General features: G+C 41.2%; 14 protein-coding genes. 7 read left to right on the plus strand and 7 right to left on the minus strand.

Annotation, left to right across the window (positions count from 1 at the left end):
- Positions 1–222: 222 nt before the first annotated feature.
- From FTT84_RS09940 to FTT84_RS09950, 3 genes are all read left to right on the plus strand, one after another.
- Positions 223–1,422: an MFS transporter gene (locus tag FTT84_RS09940; RefSeq protein ID WP_180081107.1), complete on the plus strand. Its 1,200-nt coding sequence runs from the start codon at positions 223–225 to the stop codon at positions 1,420–1,422.
- A gap of 186 nt (positions 1,423–1,608) precedes the next feature.
- Complete coding sequence (locus FTT84_RS09945; RefSeq protein ID WP_067763228.1) at positions 1,609–4,017, plus strand: YgiQ family radical SAM protein; 2,409 nt, start codon at positions 1,609–1,611, stop codon at positions 4,015–4,017.
- 532 nt (positions 4,018–4,549) lie between these two features.
- A complete protein-coding gene (locus tag FTT84_RS09950; RefSeq protein ID WP_180081106.1) occupies positions 4,550–5,095 on the plus strand; it encodes a DUF2726 domain-containing protein in 546 nt (181 codons plus the stop codon).
- 94 nt (positions 5,096–5,189) lie between these two features.
- Here the strand turns inward: FTT84_RS09950 and FTT84_RS09955 are convergent, their stop codons facing one another.
- From FTT84_RS09955 to mdtD, 6 genes are all read right to left on the minus strand, one after another.
- A complete protein-coding gene (locus FTT84_RS09955; RefSeq protein WP_180081105.1) occupies positions 5,190–5,546 on the minus strand; it encodes a RidA family protein in 357 nt (118 codons plus the stop codon).
- 27 nt (positions 5,547–5,573) lie between these two features.
- On the minus strand, positions 5,574–6,890 hold the full coding sequence (gene shiA / locus FTT84_RS09960) for a shikimate transporter (RefSeq protein ID WP_180081104.1): 1,317 nt from the start codon (positions 6,888–6,890) through the stop codon (positions 5,574–5,576).
- A 260-nt stretch (positions 6,891–7,150) separates the two neighbouring features.
- On the minus strand, positions 7,151–8,206 hold the full coding sequence (gene dinB / locus FTT84_RS09965; RefSeq protein WP_180081103.1) for a DNA polymerase IV: 1,056 nt from the start codon (positions 8,204–8,206) through the stop codon (positions 7,151–7,153).
- Between the two features lie 23 nt (positions 8,207–8,229).
- Positions 8,230–9,270: an MBL fold metallo-hydrolase gene (locus tag FTT84_RS09970; protein WP_180081102.1), complete on the minus strand. Its 1,041-nt coding sequence runs from the start codon at positions 9,268–9,270 to the stop codon at positions 8,230–8,232.
- 91 nt (positions 9,271–9,361) lie between these two features.
- Positions 9,362–10,144 (minus strand): GH25 family lysozyme, encoded by a 783-nt coding sequence (locus FTT84_RS09975; protein ID WP_180081100.1) that lies wholly within the window; start codon positions 10,142–10,144, stop codon positions 9,362–9,364.
- Between the two features lie 78 nt (positions 10,145–10,222).
- Positions 10,223–11,614 carry a multidrug transporter subunit MdtD gene (gene mdtD / locus FTT84_RS09980; RefSeq protein WP_180081099.1) on the minus strand — a complete coding sequence of 464 codons (1,392 nt, stop codon included), beginning with the start codon at positions 11,612–11,614 and terminating at the stop codon, positions 10,223–10,225.
- Between the two features lie 174 nt (positions 11,615–11,788).
- Between mdtD and FTT84_RS09985 the strand changes: the two genes are divergently transcribed.
- Positions 11,789–13,690 carry a choice-of-anchor I family protein gene (locus FTT84_RS09985; RefSeq protein ID WP_180081097.1) on the plus strand — a complete coding sequence of 634 codons (1,902 nt, stop codon included), beginning with the start codon at positions 11,789–11,791 and terminating at the stop codon, positions 13,688–13,690.
- A gap of 158 nt (positions 13,691–13,848) precedes the next feature.
- On the plus strand, positions 13,849–14,823 hold the full coding sequence (locus FTT84_RS09990; RefSeq protein ID WP_180081095.1) for a hypothetical protein: 975 nt from the start codon (positions 13,849–13,851) through the stop codon (positions 14,821–14,823).
- A 93-nt stretch (positions 14,824–14,916) separates the two neighbouring features.
- On the opposite strand, the gene FTT84_RS09995 is transcribed toward FTT84_RS09990, so the two are convergent.
- Positions 14,917–15,537 (minus strand): TIGR00730 family Rossman fold protein, encoded by a 621-nt coding sequence (locus tag FTT84_RS09995; protein ID WP_218949722.1) that lies wholly within the window; start codon positions 15,535–15,537, stop codon positions 14,917–14,919.
- A 317-nt stretch (positions 15,538–15,854) separates the two neighbouring features.
- On the opposite strand from FTT84_RS09995, the gene FTT84_RS10000 reads away from it, so the two are divergent.
- Both FTT84_RS10000 and FTT84_RS10005 read left to right on the plus strand, forming a co-directional pair.
- A complete protein-coding gene (locus FTT84_RS10000; protein WP_180081091.1) occupies positions 15,855–17,426 on the plus strand; it encodes a TerC family protein in 1,572 nt (523 codons plus the stop codon).
- Positions 17,427–17,508: 82 nt separating this feature from the next.
- Positions 17,509–17,976, plus strand: coding sequence for a YchJ family protein (locus FTT84_RS10005; RefSeq protein WP_180081089.1), 468 nt, complete (start codon positions 17,509–17,511; stop codon positions 17,974–17,976).
- The last annotated feature ends 7 nt before the right edge of the window (positions 17,977–17,983 follow it).

The raw sequence follows: 17,983 nt of genomic DNA on the forward strand, positions 1-17,983 counted from the left end.
CGAACTCAGAAGTGAAACCTCTTAGCGCTGATGGTAGTGTGGGGTTACCCATGTGAGAGTAAGTCATCGCCAGCTCATTATTCAAAATCCCCCTAACTCTTATGAGATAGGGGGATTTTTTTATGCACTAAAAATAGGATAAGGGGAGTAGGCATTATACAAATACATCCTCTATTCAATTCTAGAGAGGGGTATACTGTTTCCATCTAAAATGGAAAGCTTATGTCTACTTCAGCCGCTGAACAAGGCTATATTGAGTATGGTTCACGTTCATTTCTTGCTATTTTATTCTCCTTATTCTTAGCTGGTTTTGCCATTTTTTCATCTTTGTACTGTGTACAACCGATGATGCCGATTTTTGCTGACTTTTTTAAAGTGAGTCCGACCCATAGTAGTTTTCCACTCTCTTTTTCGACTATTGCACTCGCTATAGGGCTGCTATTTACGGGATTGATTTCAGATCGCTATGGAAGAAAGTCTGTAATGGTTTGTGCTTTATTTCTAGCAGCACTACTTTCAGTTTTAAGTTCGCTGCTTCCTATTTGGGAGGTGTTTTTAGCTAATCGAATCCTGATTGGTTTAAGTGTAAGTGGTGTTGCGGCTGTTGCGATGACCTATATCGGTGAAGAAATTGCACAAAAAGATATTGGTTTTGCGATGGGCTTGTATATCTCAGGAACAGCTATTGGTGGGATGGGTGGACGACTAATTGCTGGTGTATTGATTGACTATATTTCTTGGCAGTCGGCAATGATGATCATCGGTCTATTAAACCTATGTATTGCTATCGCATTTTTACGATTGCTGCCAGCTTCTAAGCACTTCATTTCCTATCCAATACGCTTAGATCGGTTCTATCATTCTTTTATAAAAAATATTCAAGATAAAAAACTCAGAATCCTATTCATGCAAGGATTCATTTTGATGGGCTGTTTTGTTTCGGTCTTTAACTATATGAGCTATCGACTCATAGATGATCCGTTTCAATTGTCACAAACATGGATTGGTTTGATTTCAATTGCTTATTTGGCTGGTATTTATAGTTCACCACGTGCTGCACAGTGGGGAAGACGTTTTGGGCGTGAATATGTACTTATTGCAATGCTCTTTTTAATGCTAATTGGAATCAGCATTATGCTCATACCGTTATTAATATTTGTTTTAATTGGATTGTTGATATCTACATTCGCATTTTTTGCAGCGCATTCGACCTCTAGTAGTTGGGTTGCCGTGCAATCTTTGCAATATCGAGCGGTAGGTTCATCTTTGTATCTATTTAGCTATTACATGGGATCAAGTGTACTCGGTAGTGGCAGTGGAATGGTTTGGGAAAAAACAGGTTGGATTGGATTAAGCATATTTATTGGCTGTATTTTAATCATTGGTCTTTGTTTAGCACTTAGACTTAAATCAATTAAATAATCTAATTTTGAAATGAATGGTATTAATTGGTCCGAATTCCAAGGCATATAAAAGATTTGAATTACTTAGTTAGATTTGTATAAATTATAATCAAGCAAGATGAATGGAATTCATGGTAAAATGATCAGCTTTCATCTTTGATCTAATTTAGATCTCCTATCATCTGCCAGCCGAGAATTGCTAGCCATGTCTACTGCTTATACTATGCAGACAGCGCCTAAAGCGTTGTTTGATTACGACAAATATTGGGCGTCATGTTTTGACCCTGCGCCATTTTTGCCGATGTCACGCGAAGAAATGGATCAACTCGGTTGGGACAGTTGTGACTTTATTTTAGTCTGTGGTGATGCGTACATCGATCATCCATCTTTTTGTTCAGGCATTATTGGTCGTACTTTAGAAGCGCAAGGCTTCCGTGTCGGTATTATCGCCCAGCCTGATTGGACTGATGTTGAAGCCTTCCGTGTATTGGGTAAACCCAATATTGCTTGGGGTGTGACCGCAGGTAACATGGATTCGATGATCAACCGTTATACGGCTGACCGTAAAATTCGTTCAGATGATGCTTATTCTCCAGACAATCAGCCAAATAAACGTCCAGACCGTGCGGCAACTGTGTACTGCCAACGTGTGCGTGAAGCCTATCCAGATGTTCCTGTATTACTTGGCGGTATTGAAGCATCACTTCGTCGTATCGCGCACTATGACTATTGGTCTGATAAAGTGCGTCGTTCAGTATTGATGGATTCTAAAGCAGATCTATTAATGTATGGTAACGGTGAGCGTTCAATCACTGAAATCATGCACCGTTTGGCACGTGGTGAAAAAATCCACGAGATCACAGATGTACGTGGTACAGCGTTTATTGTCAATAAACATAATCGTGCCTCAAAAGCGAAGTTCGTAGAAATTGCATCGAATGATGTGGATACGGTTGGTCGCGTTGATCCAATCATCAATCCATATGTAATGACTGAAGACTTAGAAGGCTGTGAAATTGAGCAAGGTAAAGACCTAAGTCAATATCAAGGTTTCCAAAAAGAGCATGTGGCGAATCCAATTGTACGTGAAGGTGACAATTTAGATAATGACACGCAAATTGTACAATTACAGCCTGCATCAAAAGCCATTAAACACAAATTACCACCACGTGAATTGGCTGTAATTCGTTTACCTGCATTTGAAGAAGTATCGCAAGATCCTGTTTTATATGCTCATGCCAACCGTATTTTGCATTTAGAAACTAATCCGGGAAATGCCCGTGCCATGGTGCAAAAGCATGGAGAACGTGATGTTTGGTTGAATGCACCGCCGATTCCGTTAACCACGGAAGAGATGGATTATGTGTTTGATTTGCCATATGCACGTCTGCCACATCCAGCTTATGGCCAAGCACGTTTCCCTGCCTTTGACATGATTAAATTCTCTGTGAACATCATGCGTGGTTGTTTCGGTGGTTGTACCTTCTGTTCGATTACGGAACACGAAGGTCGTATCATTCAAAACCGTTCAGAAGAATCAATTTTACGTGAAGTAGAAAAGATTCGTGATACTGCACCTGGCTTTACCGGTATTATTTCTGACTTAGGTGGCCCTACAGCGAACATGTACCGCTTGGCATGTAAAGATCCTGAGATTGAAAAGAACTGTCGTAAGCCATCGTGTGTATTCCCAGGTGTATGTCAAAACCTACATACCGATCATGCTCCGTTGACGCAGTTGTATCGTAAAGCACGTGCATTACCAGGTATTAAAAAGATTTTGATTGGTTCAGGTTTACGTTATGACCTTGCTGTACTTAACCCTGAATATGTGAAAGAGTTGGTAACGCATCACGTGGGTGGCTACCTCAAGATTGCACCTGAACATACCGAAAAAGGCCCGCTCAATAAAATGATGAAGCCAGGTATTGGTACCTATGATCGTTTCAAACAAATGTTTGATCGTTTCAGTAAGGAAGCAGGTAAGGAGCAGTACTTAATTCCTTACTTCATCGCAGCGCATCCGGGAACGACGGATTACGATATGATGAACCTTGCAATTTGGCTGAAGAAGAATGGTTTCCGTGCCGATCAAGTACAGACGTTCTATCCATCACCAATGGCAACTGCAACAACGATGTATTACACCGGTAAAAATCCACTGGCGAAAGTGGCACGTTACACCGAACAAGTGGATATTGTGAAAGGTGAGAAGCGTCGTCGTTTGCATAAAGCCTTCTTACGTTACCATGATCCAAATAACTGGCCTATGCTTCGTGAAGCTTTGAAAGAAATGGGTCGCCAAGATTTGATCGGTAACTCAAAACAGCATTTGATTCCGACTTATCAACCTGCGGGTAGTGCTGAAGGGCAGTACCAGTCTGCGCGTAAAAAGAATTCGACACTTGCAGGTGATTCTGCAAAACGTACAGGCGAACAAGGCAACCGCGGTAAAGCTGCGCAATCACGTCCTTCAAATACCAAGAAGCGTCCTGAGCGTGGTCAAATCTTAACTCAGCATACGGGTTTGCCACCGCGTGAAACTGGCGATGCTAAAAAACCATTTGGTGGCCCGAAACCCAAAGGGAAATCAAAACCGAAATCGCGTGCTTAAAAAGGCATAGAAATAGATAAAAAGAGACACTTCGGTGTCTTTTTTTATGGCGAATATGGGTATGAAAGTTAATTGTGGCGGATTTTGTCAGTGAAAGTTCTGTATAAAACGATTTGTTGGCAAATAAATTAGATGGGTGAATGGCGAGATCGTCCTGAATTTTCAGCTGAAATAATATTGTGTTACAAGGAAAAATGTATATTTAATTTTAGTATCTTACTGAATTTCTAGCATAAAATTACAGCTTATCGGAATTGTCGGACAGTGATACTAAATGCACTTGCTGAGATTTTATTGAATGATCTAAAGTAACAATAAACAGGCGGGATACTGTTTTGACTCTGAACTGAAGTGGCATGAGATGTTAGCTATTAAAGCATTTGCAACTTTTTGTCAGATTAAACACGCATTGTGTGAAAGTTAGAGTTATTTTTTTTAATAGGACATTAAAAAAATAATAGAGGCTATATACTACTTCCCGATAAGAAGTATGTTTAATACCAAAAATATAAGAAATATAAAGGATTATGAGATGACTATATACATAGTAATTGGGAGTATCTTACTCTTCTGCATGCTCATAATGGCTTGGAAAAGCCTTGAGAATGATAGTAGACAGCAAGATAGCGCACTCAAGCAACGTGCAATTTTCAATATTAATGAGCAACTGACGTATACGCGTTTAAAAGAAATATTGCCGAAACATACGATTTTGGCACATGTCTCATTTGATGCGTTGTTAACCACAAAGTATTACCGTACACGTAATAAATATCGCAATATGGTGGCGGATTTTGTTGTATTAGATGAACAACACCAGATTCAAGCTATTGTGGCTTTGGATGATTCAATGGTATTAAAACGCCTGCAACAATCTCAATACCAAGATGCGTTGTTGTCTTTGGCTGGTTACCGCGTGATTCGTTATGATGATGTTCCTGAGTATGTACAGCTACGTGAAGATTTCCTTCATGATCAAGCTGTAACTCGACCATTGGTTGCGGTAAATGATTTAAAAAAGTACCACTTGTATTCGGATCTTGAGCGTAAAAAAATCAAAATTATGGGTTCAAATTGATTTTTTATTCGAATATCTCTGTATGTTGAACGCATACAGCCCAAATAAAAAAAGCATGTCTTCGAGCATGCTTTTTTTTATTTTAGATTTTATTTTATTCAGGTTTTATTGCGACAACGGTTAGTTCAACGAGTACACGTGGATCATATAATTTAGCTTCAATACATGTGCGTGGAAGTGCTTGAATGTCAGCAACCCAAGCGTCCCAAACTTCATTGAAAGCTGCATAGTCTTGTGTAATATCTTTGAGGTAAATCGTCACAGACATGATATGGCTTTTATCTGTTCCTGCATCGGCAAGAAATTGATCAATGATGTCTAAGGTTTGCTTAGTCTGACCACGAATATCGAGCTTTAAGTCAGATGCTAATTGACCTGCCAAATGTACCAATTGTCCTGAAATTGCAATTTCAGAAAAGCGTTGTGAGACATGGAGGCGTTGTATAGTCATCTTAGATATCCTGATTAGCGTAAGCGATTAATCTTGTGTTTTAGGCATGATGGCAGCAACTGCCGCAGTCAGCAAGCAGCCAATGGCTAAATAAATAGCGACATATTGCCATGAACCATCACCCCAAATGACCAATGCTGCCGCAATCATCGGAGTAAAGCCTCCGCCAATAATACTTGCGACTTGATAGCCTACACCTGCACCGCTGTAGCGATAGGCTGTACCAAACAAAGAAGTAAAAATTGGCTGATGTACACTGACCACCATATCATGGGCAATATTGGCCAATAAAATCGCGCCAATAATAATCATCCATGTATTTTGTGCATCGAGCGCCATAAAGAATGGGAAGGCCGATAAAGCACCAATTAACCCACCTAAAACACACATTTTTCGATGATCAAAACGGTCAGCAAGCCAAGCAAAAAGGGGAATGCTGAAACAGCTAATTGCACCCACCATTAAGGTAATATTGAGGAAGAACTGCTTGTCCATGCCTAATTGGGTAGTGGAATAATTCAGTGCAAAGTTGGTGACCAAATACATGGTCAATAATTCTGTTAAACGTAGAGCAATAATGTAGAAGAACGCTTTAGGGTGCTGTGTGATGGCTTGCACAATCGGCAGTTTTTTCGGCTTAGCATCAGCTTCTATCACCTGTTCTACAAATTCAGCGGATTCATCTTGATCACGTCGAATCCACATGGCAATGGCAATCAGTACAATGCTGGCTATGAACGGAATTCGCCATGCCCATTCAGCAAATGCTTGTTCACCCAGAGTGGCAATAATGAGCGATACCGCACCAGTGGCTAAAACCAGTCCTACGCCATAACCAATCTGTACGCCACTGCTATAAAATGCTTTCTTACCTTTAGGGGCATTTTCTACTGCCATCAGGGCAGCGCCACCCCATTCACCTCCTACGGCAAAGCCTTGTATTGCTCTTAGCGTGACCAGTAAAATGGGTGCCCACCAACCAATTGCATCAAAATTAGGTAATAACCCAATACCAACGGTTGAAATCCCCATAAGCACAACTGTTAACACCAGCATCTTTTTACGCCCGAGTTTGTCACCGAAGTGTCCAAACACAATGCCGCCTAATGGGCGGAATAAGAAGCCGACACCAAAAGTGGCAAGCGCAGCAAGTGTGCCCATATTGTTGCCAATACTGGGAAAAAACTGATCTTTAAAGATGAGAGCAGCAACAATGCCGTAGAGGAGGAAGTCATACCAATCCACGACAGCACCAACAAAGCTACTTAGGGCTGCTTTACGTGCACGTTGTTCTTGAAATTGTGAAGTATTTTGAGAGGGTGTAGCAGAGTTTGCAGAACGCATACAGCGGAATATTCCATGATTGACAACAGAGTTGCCCTGTAATATTCGGATTTGATCGTCACGCCAATCACAGGACAGCATGCTAAAAGTAAAGGTGATTTTTAGCATCTCAGCGCATACACGGATAATGTATTGCGCTGATAGAGTACTCTAATTTTATGTTTTGTGAATAGTAAATTGATTTAAATTTGTTCTTATGGCTAAAACTTATGCAATGTGGCGAGGCTGAACCCAATGTAGATCAAAATAAAATGAACCTTTCAAAGCAGTGTAAGTTGAGTTTCTGTATTTCGTGCGGCTAATTGATAGACACCTACACCAATCAGCCGAAATTGTAATTCTGGGGAAATCGACATCTCATTTAATAATTGTTGAATAACTTGTACCAAATCATCTCGTGAGGTGAGTGGGGTTTTAAAGCTTTTACTATGCTGTAGAACTTGGAAATTTTTGAGTTTTAATTTTGCAGATACCCCACGTGCGTTGAGCTGCTTTTTCTCCAAACTGTGCCAGACTTGGTCAATTAATTTAGGCCAATAGCTATGGCATTGTTCGAGAGTAAAATCATCATCGAAGGTGGTTTCTTTAGAAATTTGCTGACGTTCGCGTTCGGCTTGAACAGGGCGTTCATCTATACCTTGGGCATATAAAAACAGCTGCCGCCCATATTTACCAAAATGATGAATCAATATGGATTCATCAATTTTTTGCAAATCTCCCAATGTGGCAAGATCTAATGTTTTGAGCTTTTCTTGCATGACTTTTCCTACACCCGGTATCTTTTTTAGGGGTAAATCATGAATAAAGTTTAAAACTTGCGTGGGTTTAATCACACAGATGCCATTGGGTTTGTGCCAGTCGGAGGCCACTTTGGCTAGAAACTTATTTGGCGCAACACCGGCTGAAGCTGTTAAGCCTGTGCTTTGAAAAATTTCAGCTTGAATCCGCATTGCAACTTCTGTGGCACTCGGCACATGTTGAAAGTTTTCAGTGACATCCAAATAGGCTTCATCTAATGAAAGCGGTTCAATCGTATGTGTGTAACGGCGAAAAATTTGATGAATTTGAGCAGACACAGCCCGATATTTTTCAAAATTGGGTTCAATTACCACCACCTGTGGGCAGAGTTTGCGTGCCTGTGACATCGACATGGCGGAACGTAAACCAAATTCACGCGCAGGGTAAGATGCTGCACAAATCACTGCACGTGGATGATGTGAGGACACCACCACAGGGAGGTGTTTCAAATCAGGCCGGTCACGTAGTTCGACTGATGCAAAAAAAGCATCCATATCGATATGTATGATTTTCCTCATGCTCATCTTTATGTTTGGTTTAACTAACACAATTGAGTATCGCATAGACTGATCTTACTCAATAGCTCGTGCTTCAGCCCAAACGACACAGGTTGACTCAATAAAACGACTTTTACATGTTGTTGTTCTGCTGCTTGAATTAATCGATTTAAACTCTGTGGCGTGTTATCGGCGAAGCGAGGTAAAAACTCAAGTTCAGGTTCAATTGGAGCAAAAAAGTTATCCCAATGTATGGGAATCACTGTTTTGGGCTGCAGCGTTGCCAAGGTTTCCTTTAAATAATTTTGTTGAAATTGTTCAGATTGTTGGGAAAGTTGCGCAATGCCTAAAAATAAGGTGTCGACTTTTAAATGTTGAAATTGCTTTGGTATTGCTCCCGTACTGGCTTTGACCAAACTCACATGTTCACCATGTTGAATTAAATAATCAAAGGAGCCACCTTCTTTAAAACTGGGAAAACGGGTCGGTAACGTTAGCGGTGTAGTAATTTCTTCTCCAAGATCATTATTTACCACTATAGGAGGTGTGTGTTGAGACGGAATGGCAGTGACTGTGAATGCACCAAACTTCATCGGCTGCCAAGCTTGAACCCGTTGTAATTGTGTCTCGGGGATATTGGCGCCACGGGCGATATTGAGTGTACTGTTAGAGCCCACAATTTTGGCCTGACTCAGTTGATGTGCGAGAAATGGGACATCTAGCGCATGATCATAATGTGAATGTGTGACCAGAATGGCTTGCGTACGTTTTAAATTGTGTGATTGGATGATCTGATCCACTTTGGACGCATCACTGTCAATTTTTTTTAAAAAGGTTGTTGCTAAAGATGGGCGACTAAAGAAACCATCCACTAAAACCTGCTGCTTGCCATCATCAAATAATAATGTCGAAACACCGAAAAATTTAACCTGATAATGAGGCATTTTATGGTCTTGATGCGCTTGATAGATCCAAGGCTGAAAGGTTTTGAGTTGCCCTGATGGTTGAACCAAATACAGCAGTGCAAGGCTTAAACTCACGATGATACTCAAGATGCAATAAGCCCATATTTTTCTTTTCCCCATATTGAATCGTCCTTAATTTTCTATTTTTTCTTCATTTTAGTGCTAATTTTTATGCTTTTATCTGCAGCCGTTTATTTAAACCGTCAGAATGTTATTTTTCAGTTTGAATGGCATGCTCCAGACCATTGGCTTTTAAAAAGCTATTCCATTGGCTTTGTGAACCATAAAACACATTTAAGTCGACCGTTGTTGGGATGCCGCTGATCTCACCTTGATTGGTATGTTGCCAAAACAACCATTTTGGATTGTTTTTTAAATCTGGCAAACTCTTATATTCGCGTACCCACAACGGTGTTTTTTGAAACTCACCAGCCAAGACAATGTTATAAAATGATTTTGAGGTATAAAAAATAGGTTGCTTACCATAGTGCCGATGTAACCGGTCATGCATGTCGTTAATTTCTTTGAGTAGTTGTTCTTTGCTATAGGTATTGATGCAGTTACTATCATATTCTAAGTCAATGACTGGGGGCAGGGCATCGGCTTTATTGGGGACAGAGTCAATAAAATTGTCGGCTTGAATTTTACCATCGCGACATAAGCGATAAAAATGATAGGCGCCAACAAGAAACCCTCTTTCACGTGCTTTTAGCCAATTTTCTTGAAACTTGGTGTCTTTAAAATCACCGCCTTCTGTAGCTTTTAAATAGACAAATTGATAGCGTTGCGGAGAGATCTTTGACCATTGAATCTCTTTTTGATGATGGGAAACATCAAAACCTTTGACAGGATATTCCTCAGCAGATGCAGGTCGATGAGGGATTAGCGCGAGATAACTGAGACCTGCAATCACCACGACACCCACACCGCCAATCACTGGACTGTATTTTTTCAAATCAAATTTTTTATGTTTGGCTTTGGTTTTCTTAGGCATGGAAATGTGTCCGGAACTCAGTTTTGATCATAACGCGCACCTACCTGTGTTGTCATCTAGATCGCTTCAAAGAGCAGCTTAGACGGCTACATCTTTTGGAATTTGCCAGAAAATTGCAGCAGTAATTAAATTGATACAGCCCAATAAAATCAGCGTGGTATGGAAAGCAGAGACCACCTGATCTGCACCGTAGTAAGCAGTAAATAGGTTCACCAAAGTACCTGCAAGCGCTACACCAATACTCATTGAAACCATCATAATCATGGATAAAAAACTATTGCCGCTGCTGGCATCTTGTTGCGGTAAGTCTTTCAACGTCAGCGTATTCATCGAAACAAATTGGAGGGAATTTAAGATACCAAAAATAAAGAAATGTAGAGCTCGTAACCACGTTGGCGTTTCCGCAGTAGATAAAGCAAAACTACAGATACAGGCACCCACTAAAAAGGTATTAACCAACAGGACTTTGCGATAACCAAAGCGCTGAATGATTTGGCGAATAATCGGCTTGGAGGCCAATGACCCGAGCACAGTCGGGATCATCAATAAACCGGTAATGAACGGTTCGAAGCCAAAAGCCACTTGCAGCATGAGTGGAATTAAAAAAGGCATGGCATTGCCACCGAGACGGGCAAAGAAATTGCCAACAATGCCAATGGCATAAATTTTATTCTTAAATAGTTTACTTCTAAATAGGGCATTGGCATGGGTGTGCGCATGAAAAGCATAAATGGTACATGCCGCTATGCCAGCAAAAATTAAGCTTAAACTCCACCAGAGCGGCAGGTGAGGGCTGGCAAAATTTTCAATGCCGAGAGATAAGCCCACCATGGCGACCACCAGTAGAATAAAGCCCCAGAAGTCAAAACGCTGCACACTTGGTTCGGTAACATTAGGCATGGCTTTAAAAGTAATGAGCACACCAAGAAGTCCCATCGGGATATTAATCAGGAAGATCCAGTGCCAACTTGCGACTTCGACCATCCAACCGCCGAGTGTCGGTCCAATCAAAGGCCCCATTAAACCCGCCAGACTCATCAGGCTCATCGCTGATAAAAACTGCGTGCGTGGTATGACTTTAAGCATGGCCAATCGCCCAACGGGTAAGAGCAGCGCCCCGCCAATACCCTGTATTACACGATAAAACAGCAGTTCATTCAGGCTATTGGCCATGCCGCAGCCCAATGACGCGAGGGTAAAAATAATAATGGCACTGAAATAGGTATTTCGTACCCCAAAACGATCGGCCAACCAACCACTTAAAGGAATACATGCTGCAACGGACAACACATAGGCCACCACCACACTGTGCATTTGTAGCGGATCTTCGCCTAAGCTACGTGCCATTGCTGGAATTGCAGTGTTGACAATGGTGGTGTCGAGCCCTTGCATGAAAAAACCAATGGACACCAGCAAAACCAAGAGTCTGAATTCGGGTTGTAAAGCCTGATGAGTTGGCGTGCTATTCATATATTTATAAAGTGAAGGTTTTGAAATAGTTTAAAGGAATATTCAGTTCGGGTTGTAGTAAAAGCTTTTCATCATTGCATTGATCCCTTGCAAGAAAACTGTAATGAAAGCTTCATGATGATGCAATCTAGTGTTTATAAATTGTTCATATTTTTATAAAAGATGAACTAAAACATGAAAATACAATTTTCAGCATTGATGTTGGCAATGCTTTCGGTGGGATTGGTCGCATGTAATGATAGCAATGATGATAACAAAGTCGTCGCTCCCCCTATAGTGGAAGAAACCACGCCAGATAGCATTGAACTAATGAAAATTGGGCGTTATGAATCTGGAGTATTTGGAGCAAGTGCGGCAGAAATTCCTGCTTATGATGCAAGTAGTCAGCGTCTATTTGTGGTAAATGCTCAAAAAGGCATGGTGGATGTTTTGGACTTAAAACAACCTTCAACACCTCAATATTTGCAGTCATTGGATGCGAAAAAATATTTAGCCAATTCTGAAGTAAATAGTGTCGCCGTACACAATGGTATTGTGGCTTTGGCAGTACAGGCTGAGGATAAAACACAAGCAGGGATCGTGGCCTTTTTCAAAGCACAGGATTTAAGCTTTATTAGCCAGGTTAACGTCGGTGCACTACCTGATATGCTGACCTTTAGTCCCGACGGCAAAAAGGTTTTAGTCGCGAATGAAGGCGAACCGAATGAAGGTTATGCAGTCGATCCTGAAGGTTCTGTGAGTATTATTAATATTCAAGACATCAATAAGCCAACCGTAAAGACAGCAAACTTTCAAGCATGGAATAGCCAAAAACAAAGTTTAATTGATGCGGGGGTACGTATTTTTGGCCCCGATACCAACAGTTATGCAGATCTAGCGACAAAGGGATTGCAAACCACCAGTGTGGCACAAGATTTGGAGCCGGAATATATCGCGATTAGTGCAGATGCTAAAACCGCTTGGGTCAGTTTGCAGGAAAATAATGCCATTGCCGTTTTGGATTTAGTCAAAGATGAATTCATCGATATTTTTCCGATGGGCTATAAAGATCATGGCTTACCTGAAAATGCTCTAGATGCGAGTGATCGTGATTGCTTAGTTGGGGCGATGGATAGTCATGGTCAGACCATTACGAACTGCGACAAAGATGCAGGCATGATAAATATTAAGTCTTGGCCTGGGCTGTATGGGATGTATATGCCAGATGCGATTGCTCAATATCAAGTGAACGGTAAGCCTTATTTGGTCACGGCAAATGAAGGTGATGCACGTGAATGGCTTAAAGATGAAGATGCCTATTTTAAAGGAGATGACGTGACTCAAGGTTATGCTGAAGAGATTCGGGTGAAGCATCTCTTTAAAAAAGCAGGGTTTGATCTTAAAGGGGATTATGCAGCGCATTTACGTCATATCGTGCCGGGTGTGACGGGTGCAAAATTAGATCCGAACGTATATAAACCGTGTGTTACAACCGATGCCAGCGAAGTGTGTGCAGAGAATTTAATTAAAGATACACAGATTGGTCGTTTAACTATTAGTTGGACGCAAGGCTTTAAACGAGATGCTTCAGGTCAGCCTTTACTTGAAGATGGCAAATTGGTGTATGACAAATTGTATGCCTATGGCGGTCGTTCATTCAGTATTGTTGACCCGACGACGCGTCAAATTGTCTGGGATTCTGGTAGTGAGTTTGAACGTAAAATTGCGGAGTTATTTCCGAAGCAATTTAATAGCAACCATGAAGCCTTTAAATTTGATGACCGTAGTGACAATAAAGGGCCTGAGCCAGAAGGGATTACATTAGGTCAAATTGGCAAAAAAACCTTTGCTTTTATTGGTCTTGAACGTGCTAGCGGTATTATGGTGTATGACATTAGCAACCCTCAGAATGCACAGTTTGTACAGTACTTTAATGACCGTGATATCAACCAAACAGACATCACACAACAAGGTGATTTAGGCCCTGAAGGTCTCATCTTCATTGCAGCCAAAGACTCACCAAATGGTCAGCCCTTATTGGTTGTGGGTAATGAAGTAAGCGGATCTACAGCTGTTTATCAGATCAAACTAAAATAAATAAAGATTAAATACATTGTTTTATTTAGATTTTTTATTTTAGTAAACAGAAAAGTACAGCACTAAATTGTATGAACACAAGATAAACTGTCATAATGCGGCCGAGTCCTTCAGTTACTGGGGGACTTTTTTCATTATGGCAAAGGTGTATTGTTTTCATGACAATCGAAATTTTGATGGTCATAGGCTTCTGTCTCGCGGCCTATTCAATTGTCGGTAATGACGTACCTCAGACTTTGGGTACATTTATTTCATCCAATGCGCATCGTCCATGGTGGGTATTGTGGATTTATGTCAGCAGTATTTTAGCAATTGTTTTGGTCTACGGTTGGTATGCCTCAGGGGTGGGGGACGCCTCTTATGGTCGTTTAGAAACCATTCCATTTCCAAAAGAAGGGGTAACCTGGCTGTATATTGTGCCGCCAATTCTGTTAATTATTTTGACTAAATATGGCATTCCAGTCAGTACGACCTTCTTGGTGCTTACAATTTTCTCGCCGAGTAGCTTGGGTTCGATGTTGACCAAGTCAATGATGGGTTATGCGGTGGCATTTGTTGTGGCGATCGTGGTTTATCGCTTCGTCATCAAAGGAATTTCGGTTTATTTCAGCAAAACCCGTGATGAAACACCATCTAGTATTTGGATTGGTTTACAGTGGGTGTCGACAGCTTTTCTATGGAGTCAGTGGCTGATTCAAGATTTGGCCAATATCTTTGTGTATGTGCCACGTCAGGTACCTTTAGAGTTTCTGATTTTTGCAATTTTGGTCTTTGTTGTACTGCTTGGCGTGATTTTGTATCAACGTGGCGGCGCAATTCAGGGCATTATTGATACCAAAACCGGTGTGGCAGATATTCGCTCAGCGACCATTATTGATTTTATTTATGCCTTGATTTTATTGGTATTCAAAGAGTGGAGTAACATCCCGATGAGTACGACATGGGTATTCTTGGGCTTATTGGCAGGACGTGAATTTGCGATGTCGATGCACTTACATGAAGTGAATAAATATCGAACTTCACGTAATGTGAGTAAAGATGCCATGAAGTTGATGTTAGGTTTGTTGATGAGTATCTTCTTGGCGACCACATTGCCATGGTTCTATCGTGTGGTGTCCGGTCTCGGAAGTTAAGTTGATCGTTAGGTTTAGCTCATATTCCTGATGAAAGAAAAAACGGGGAAATGTCCCCGTTTTTTTATACTTAAAATATTTTGGCTTTAGTCGTTACACCACAAAATGTTTTGGGCAATCCAAGTTTTTCAGCGCACTAAAGATTTGTTTAGATGAATTACACACAATGAGTTTAGCGCGGTGCTGAGGTGGTAAAAAACCTTCTAACACAGCATGGTCAAGCTGAGTAATTAAGGCATCATAAAAGCCATTGACGTTATAGAGCATCATCGGTTTTTGATGTTGATTGAGTTGGCCCCAAGTTGCAATCTCTAAAATTTCTTCAAATGTACCTAAACCACCTGGCAGAGCGACAAAAGCGCTTGCACGTTCAGCCATCATCGCTTTACGTTCATGCATCGTGCGTACCACATGCAGTTCAGTTAAATCATTATGGGCAATTTCATAGTCCAACATGAACTCTGGAATGACGCCGACAGCTTCACCACCATGCTGCACTACTGCATTGGCGACTTGTCCCATCAAACCAATACTGGCGCCGCCATAGACGAGTCCAAAACCATTTTCGGCAAGACCTTGTGCTAATGCGATGGCTTTTTCTTGATAAATTGGATTATTGCCTGAGCGGGAGCCGCAATAGAGTGCAATGAGTGGTTGAGTTGTTTTGGGAGAGGGATTGCTTAATTTTTCTGTCATTTTTAATCCGCTATTCATTCGGTTCAATTTTACCTTAGCATGTTATTTTTTATGACTCTACAGTGGCATGCAAATATGACAGTTTAATGTCTAACAATATCGCATACTGATTTTTCCAGATTGGACTTTGGTAAAAAAAGATGAATTTTTAATGCAACTTGCTATACTAAAAACCTCATTTTTAGCTAAAGAACCGTCATGGGCAGTGGTTGTTGTCACTCGGCACACATACATCTATTAGAAATAACGCCATCTCAAGCGTTGACATTTATTCCTACAATTTGCATTTCACTACACGTTAATGTGCTCACATCCACCCTTAAGGAGATACAGTCATGATCTTTGAGTGGATGTCAGATCCATCAGCATGGGTTGGCTTATTAACGCTGGTTATTTTAGAAATTGTTCTGGGTATTGATAACCTCGTATTCATTGCCATTCTTGCGGAAAAATTACCGCCGGAGAAGCGTAATACTGCTCGTATTGTCGGCCTACTTTTAGCGCTGTGTATGCGTTTGGTGCTGTTGGCTTCAATTGCATGGGTTGTTACCCTTACTAATCCGCTCTTCCATATTTTTGATCACGCCTTTTCAGGTCGAGACCTGATTCTGCTGTTTGGTGGTGTATTCCTGTTATTTAAGGGCACCATGGAACTTCGAGAGCGTCTTGAAAATAAACCAATGCTGAAGGAAGAGAACCCTGTACATGCCACTTTCTGGATGGTGATCGTACAGATTGTGGTATTGGATGCGGTGTTCTCACTGGATAGTGTCATTACTGCTGTCGGTATGGTGAAAGAGCTATCGGTCATGATGGTGGCTGTGATTATTGCAGTCGGTATTATGCTGTGGGCATCTAAACCATTGATGAACTTCGTCAACCGTCATCCGACGGTGGTGATTCTGTGTTTATGCTTCCTGATGATGATTGGTTTCTCATTATTGGTCGAAGGTTTTGGTTTCCATATTCCAAAAGGCTACTTGTATGCGGCGATTGGTTTCTCTGTACTCATCGAGTTCCTCAACCAAACTATGCGTCATAATCAGGAAAAATTAGTGACCACAACCGACTTGCGTTATCGCACAGCGTCCGCAGTGATGCGTATGTTGGGTGGGAAGAATGTGGCTGATCATCCGAATGAAAATGAAGATGTCTTAGCGACACGTGCCTTTGCTGATGAAGTCTTTGCTGAAGAAAACGGGGCTTATCACAGTGTGATGGTACAAGGTGTACTTGGCTTGTCTGAGCGCCCTGTGAAGTCAGTAATGACACCGCGGCCTGAGCTTGAGTGGATTGATTTAGATGAAGCACCGGAAGCCATTCGGGCGCAATTGCTTAGTACCACACATTCACGTTTAATTGTGGCGCATGGTGAGTTAGACAACATTGCGGGTGCCGTGTTGACCCATAAAGTCATGAATGACTATATCGAAACTGGCGTGTTAGATTTTGAAAAACATCTACGTGAACCTGTTGTTGTACATGAAAATGCGCAAGTGTTGATGGTGATGGAGCAATTACGTCAAGCCCCATTACAAATGGCGATTGTTCTGAACGAATACGGTTCAATTGAAGGGATTGCCACCCCAATTGATGTATTAGAAGCGATTGCCGGTGAATTTCCCGATGAGGATGAACCGGAAACGGCTGCGGAAAGTTTAGATGATGGTACCTTATTGCTAGATGGCTCGACTGATATTCGTCATGTATCGTTGCTGTTAGGCCGTGATTTGGTAGATGAGTCTGAACAGTACTCAACTTTGTCGGGTTATATCTTATTCCATTTAGGTCGCTTGCCAGCTAATGGCGAAAAGCTCACAGCAGATCAGCATGTCTTTGAAGTTGTTACCATGGACGGACATAAAATTGAAAAAGTGCATGTGATTCCAGTACCCAACCAAGATTAATCTGCTAAAGATTGCTTCAACATTCTGTTGATAGATCCATTAAAATAGTCCGCAATGTCGGGCTATTTTTTTTGGAATATTCATGTCGAATATAGATTGTCCTTGTGGTCAGGGAAACTATGCAAACTGCTGTCAGCCTTTGCATTTAGGTGTGGTAAAAGCTGCAACAGCTGAACAATTAATGCGTTCTCGTTATAGCGCCTTTGCTCAACACGAAATTGATTATATTGTGCAAACGACAGCCAAAGGCCAACAACAGGCATTGGATGTTGCTGCTATTCGGGATTGGAGTGAGTCCAATCAATGGCTTAAATTAGAAGTAGTACAAGCACAGGAAAAGCTTGATAAAAATCATGCACAGGTTGAATTCAAAGCACATTATCACGATGGTCAGCAAGCACAGGAACATCATGAAATTTCACATTTTGTGAAGTATGCAGGGGCGTGGTATTTTCTTGATCCGACCACAGAGATGAAAATCACCATGAAGCAGCCGTGTATTTGTGGTTCTGAACGAAAATTTAAACAATGTTGTGCGCAATTTTTATAACATTTGA

This window comes from Acinetobacter sp. YH01019 (assembly GCF_013420285.1).
GTDB lineage: Bacteria > Pseudomonadota > Gammaproteobacteria > Pseudomonadales > Moraxellaceae > Acinetobacter > Acinetobacter gandensis.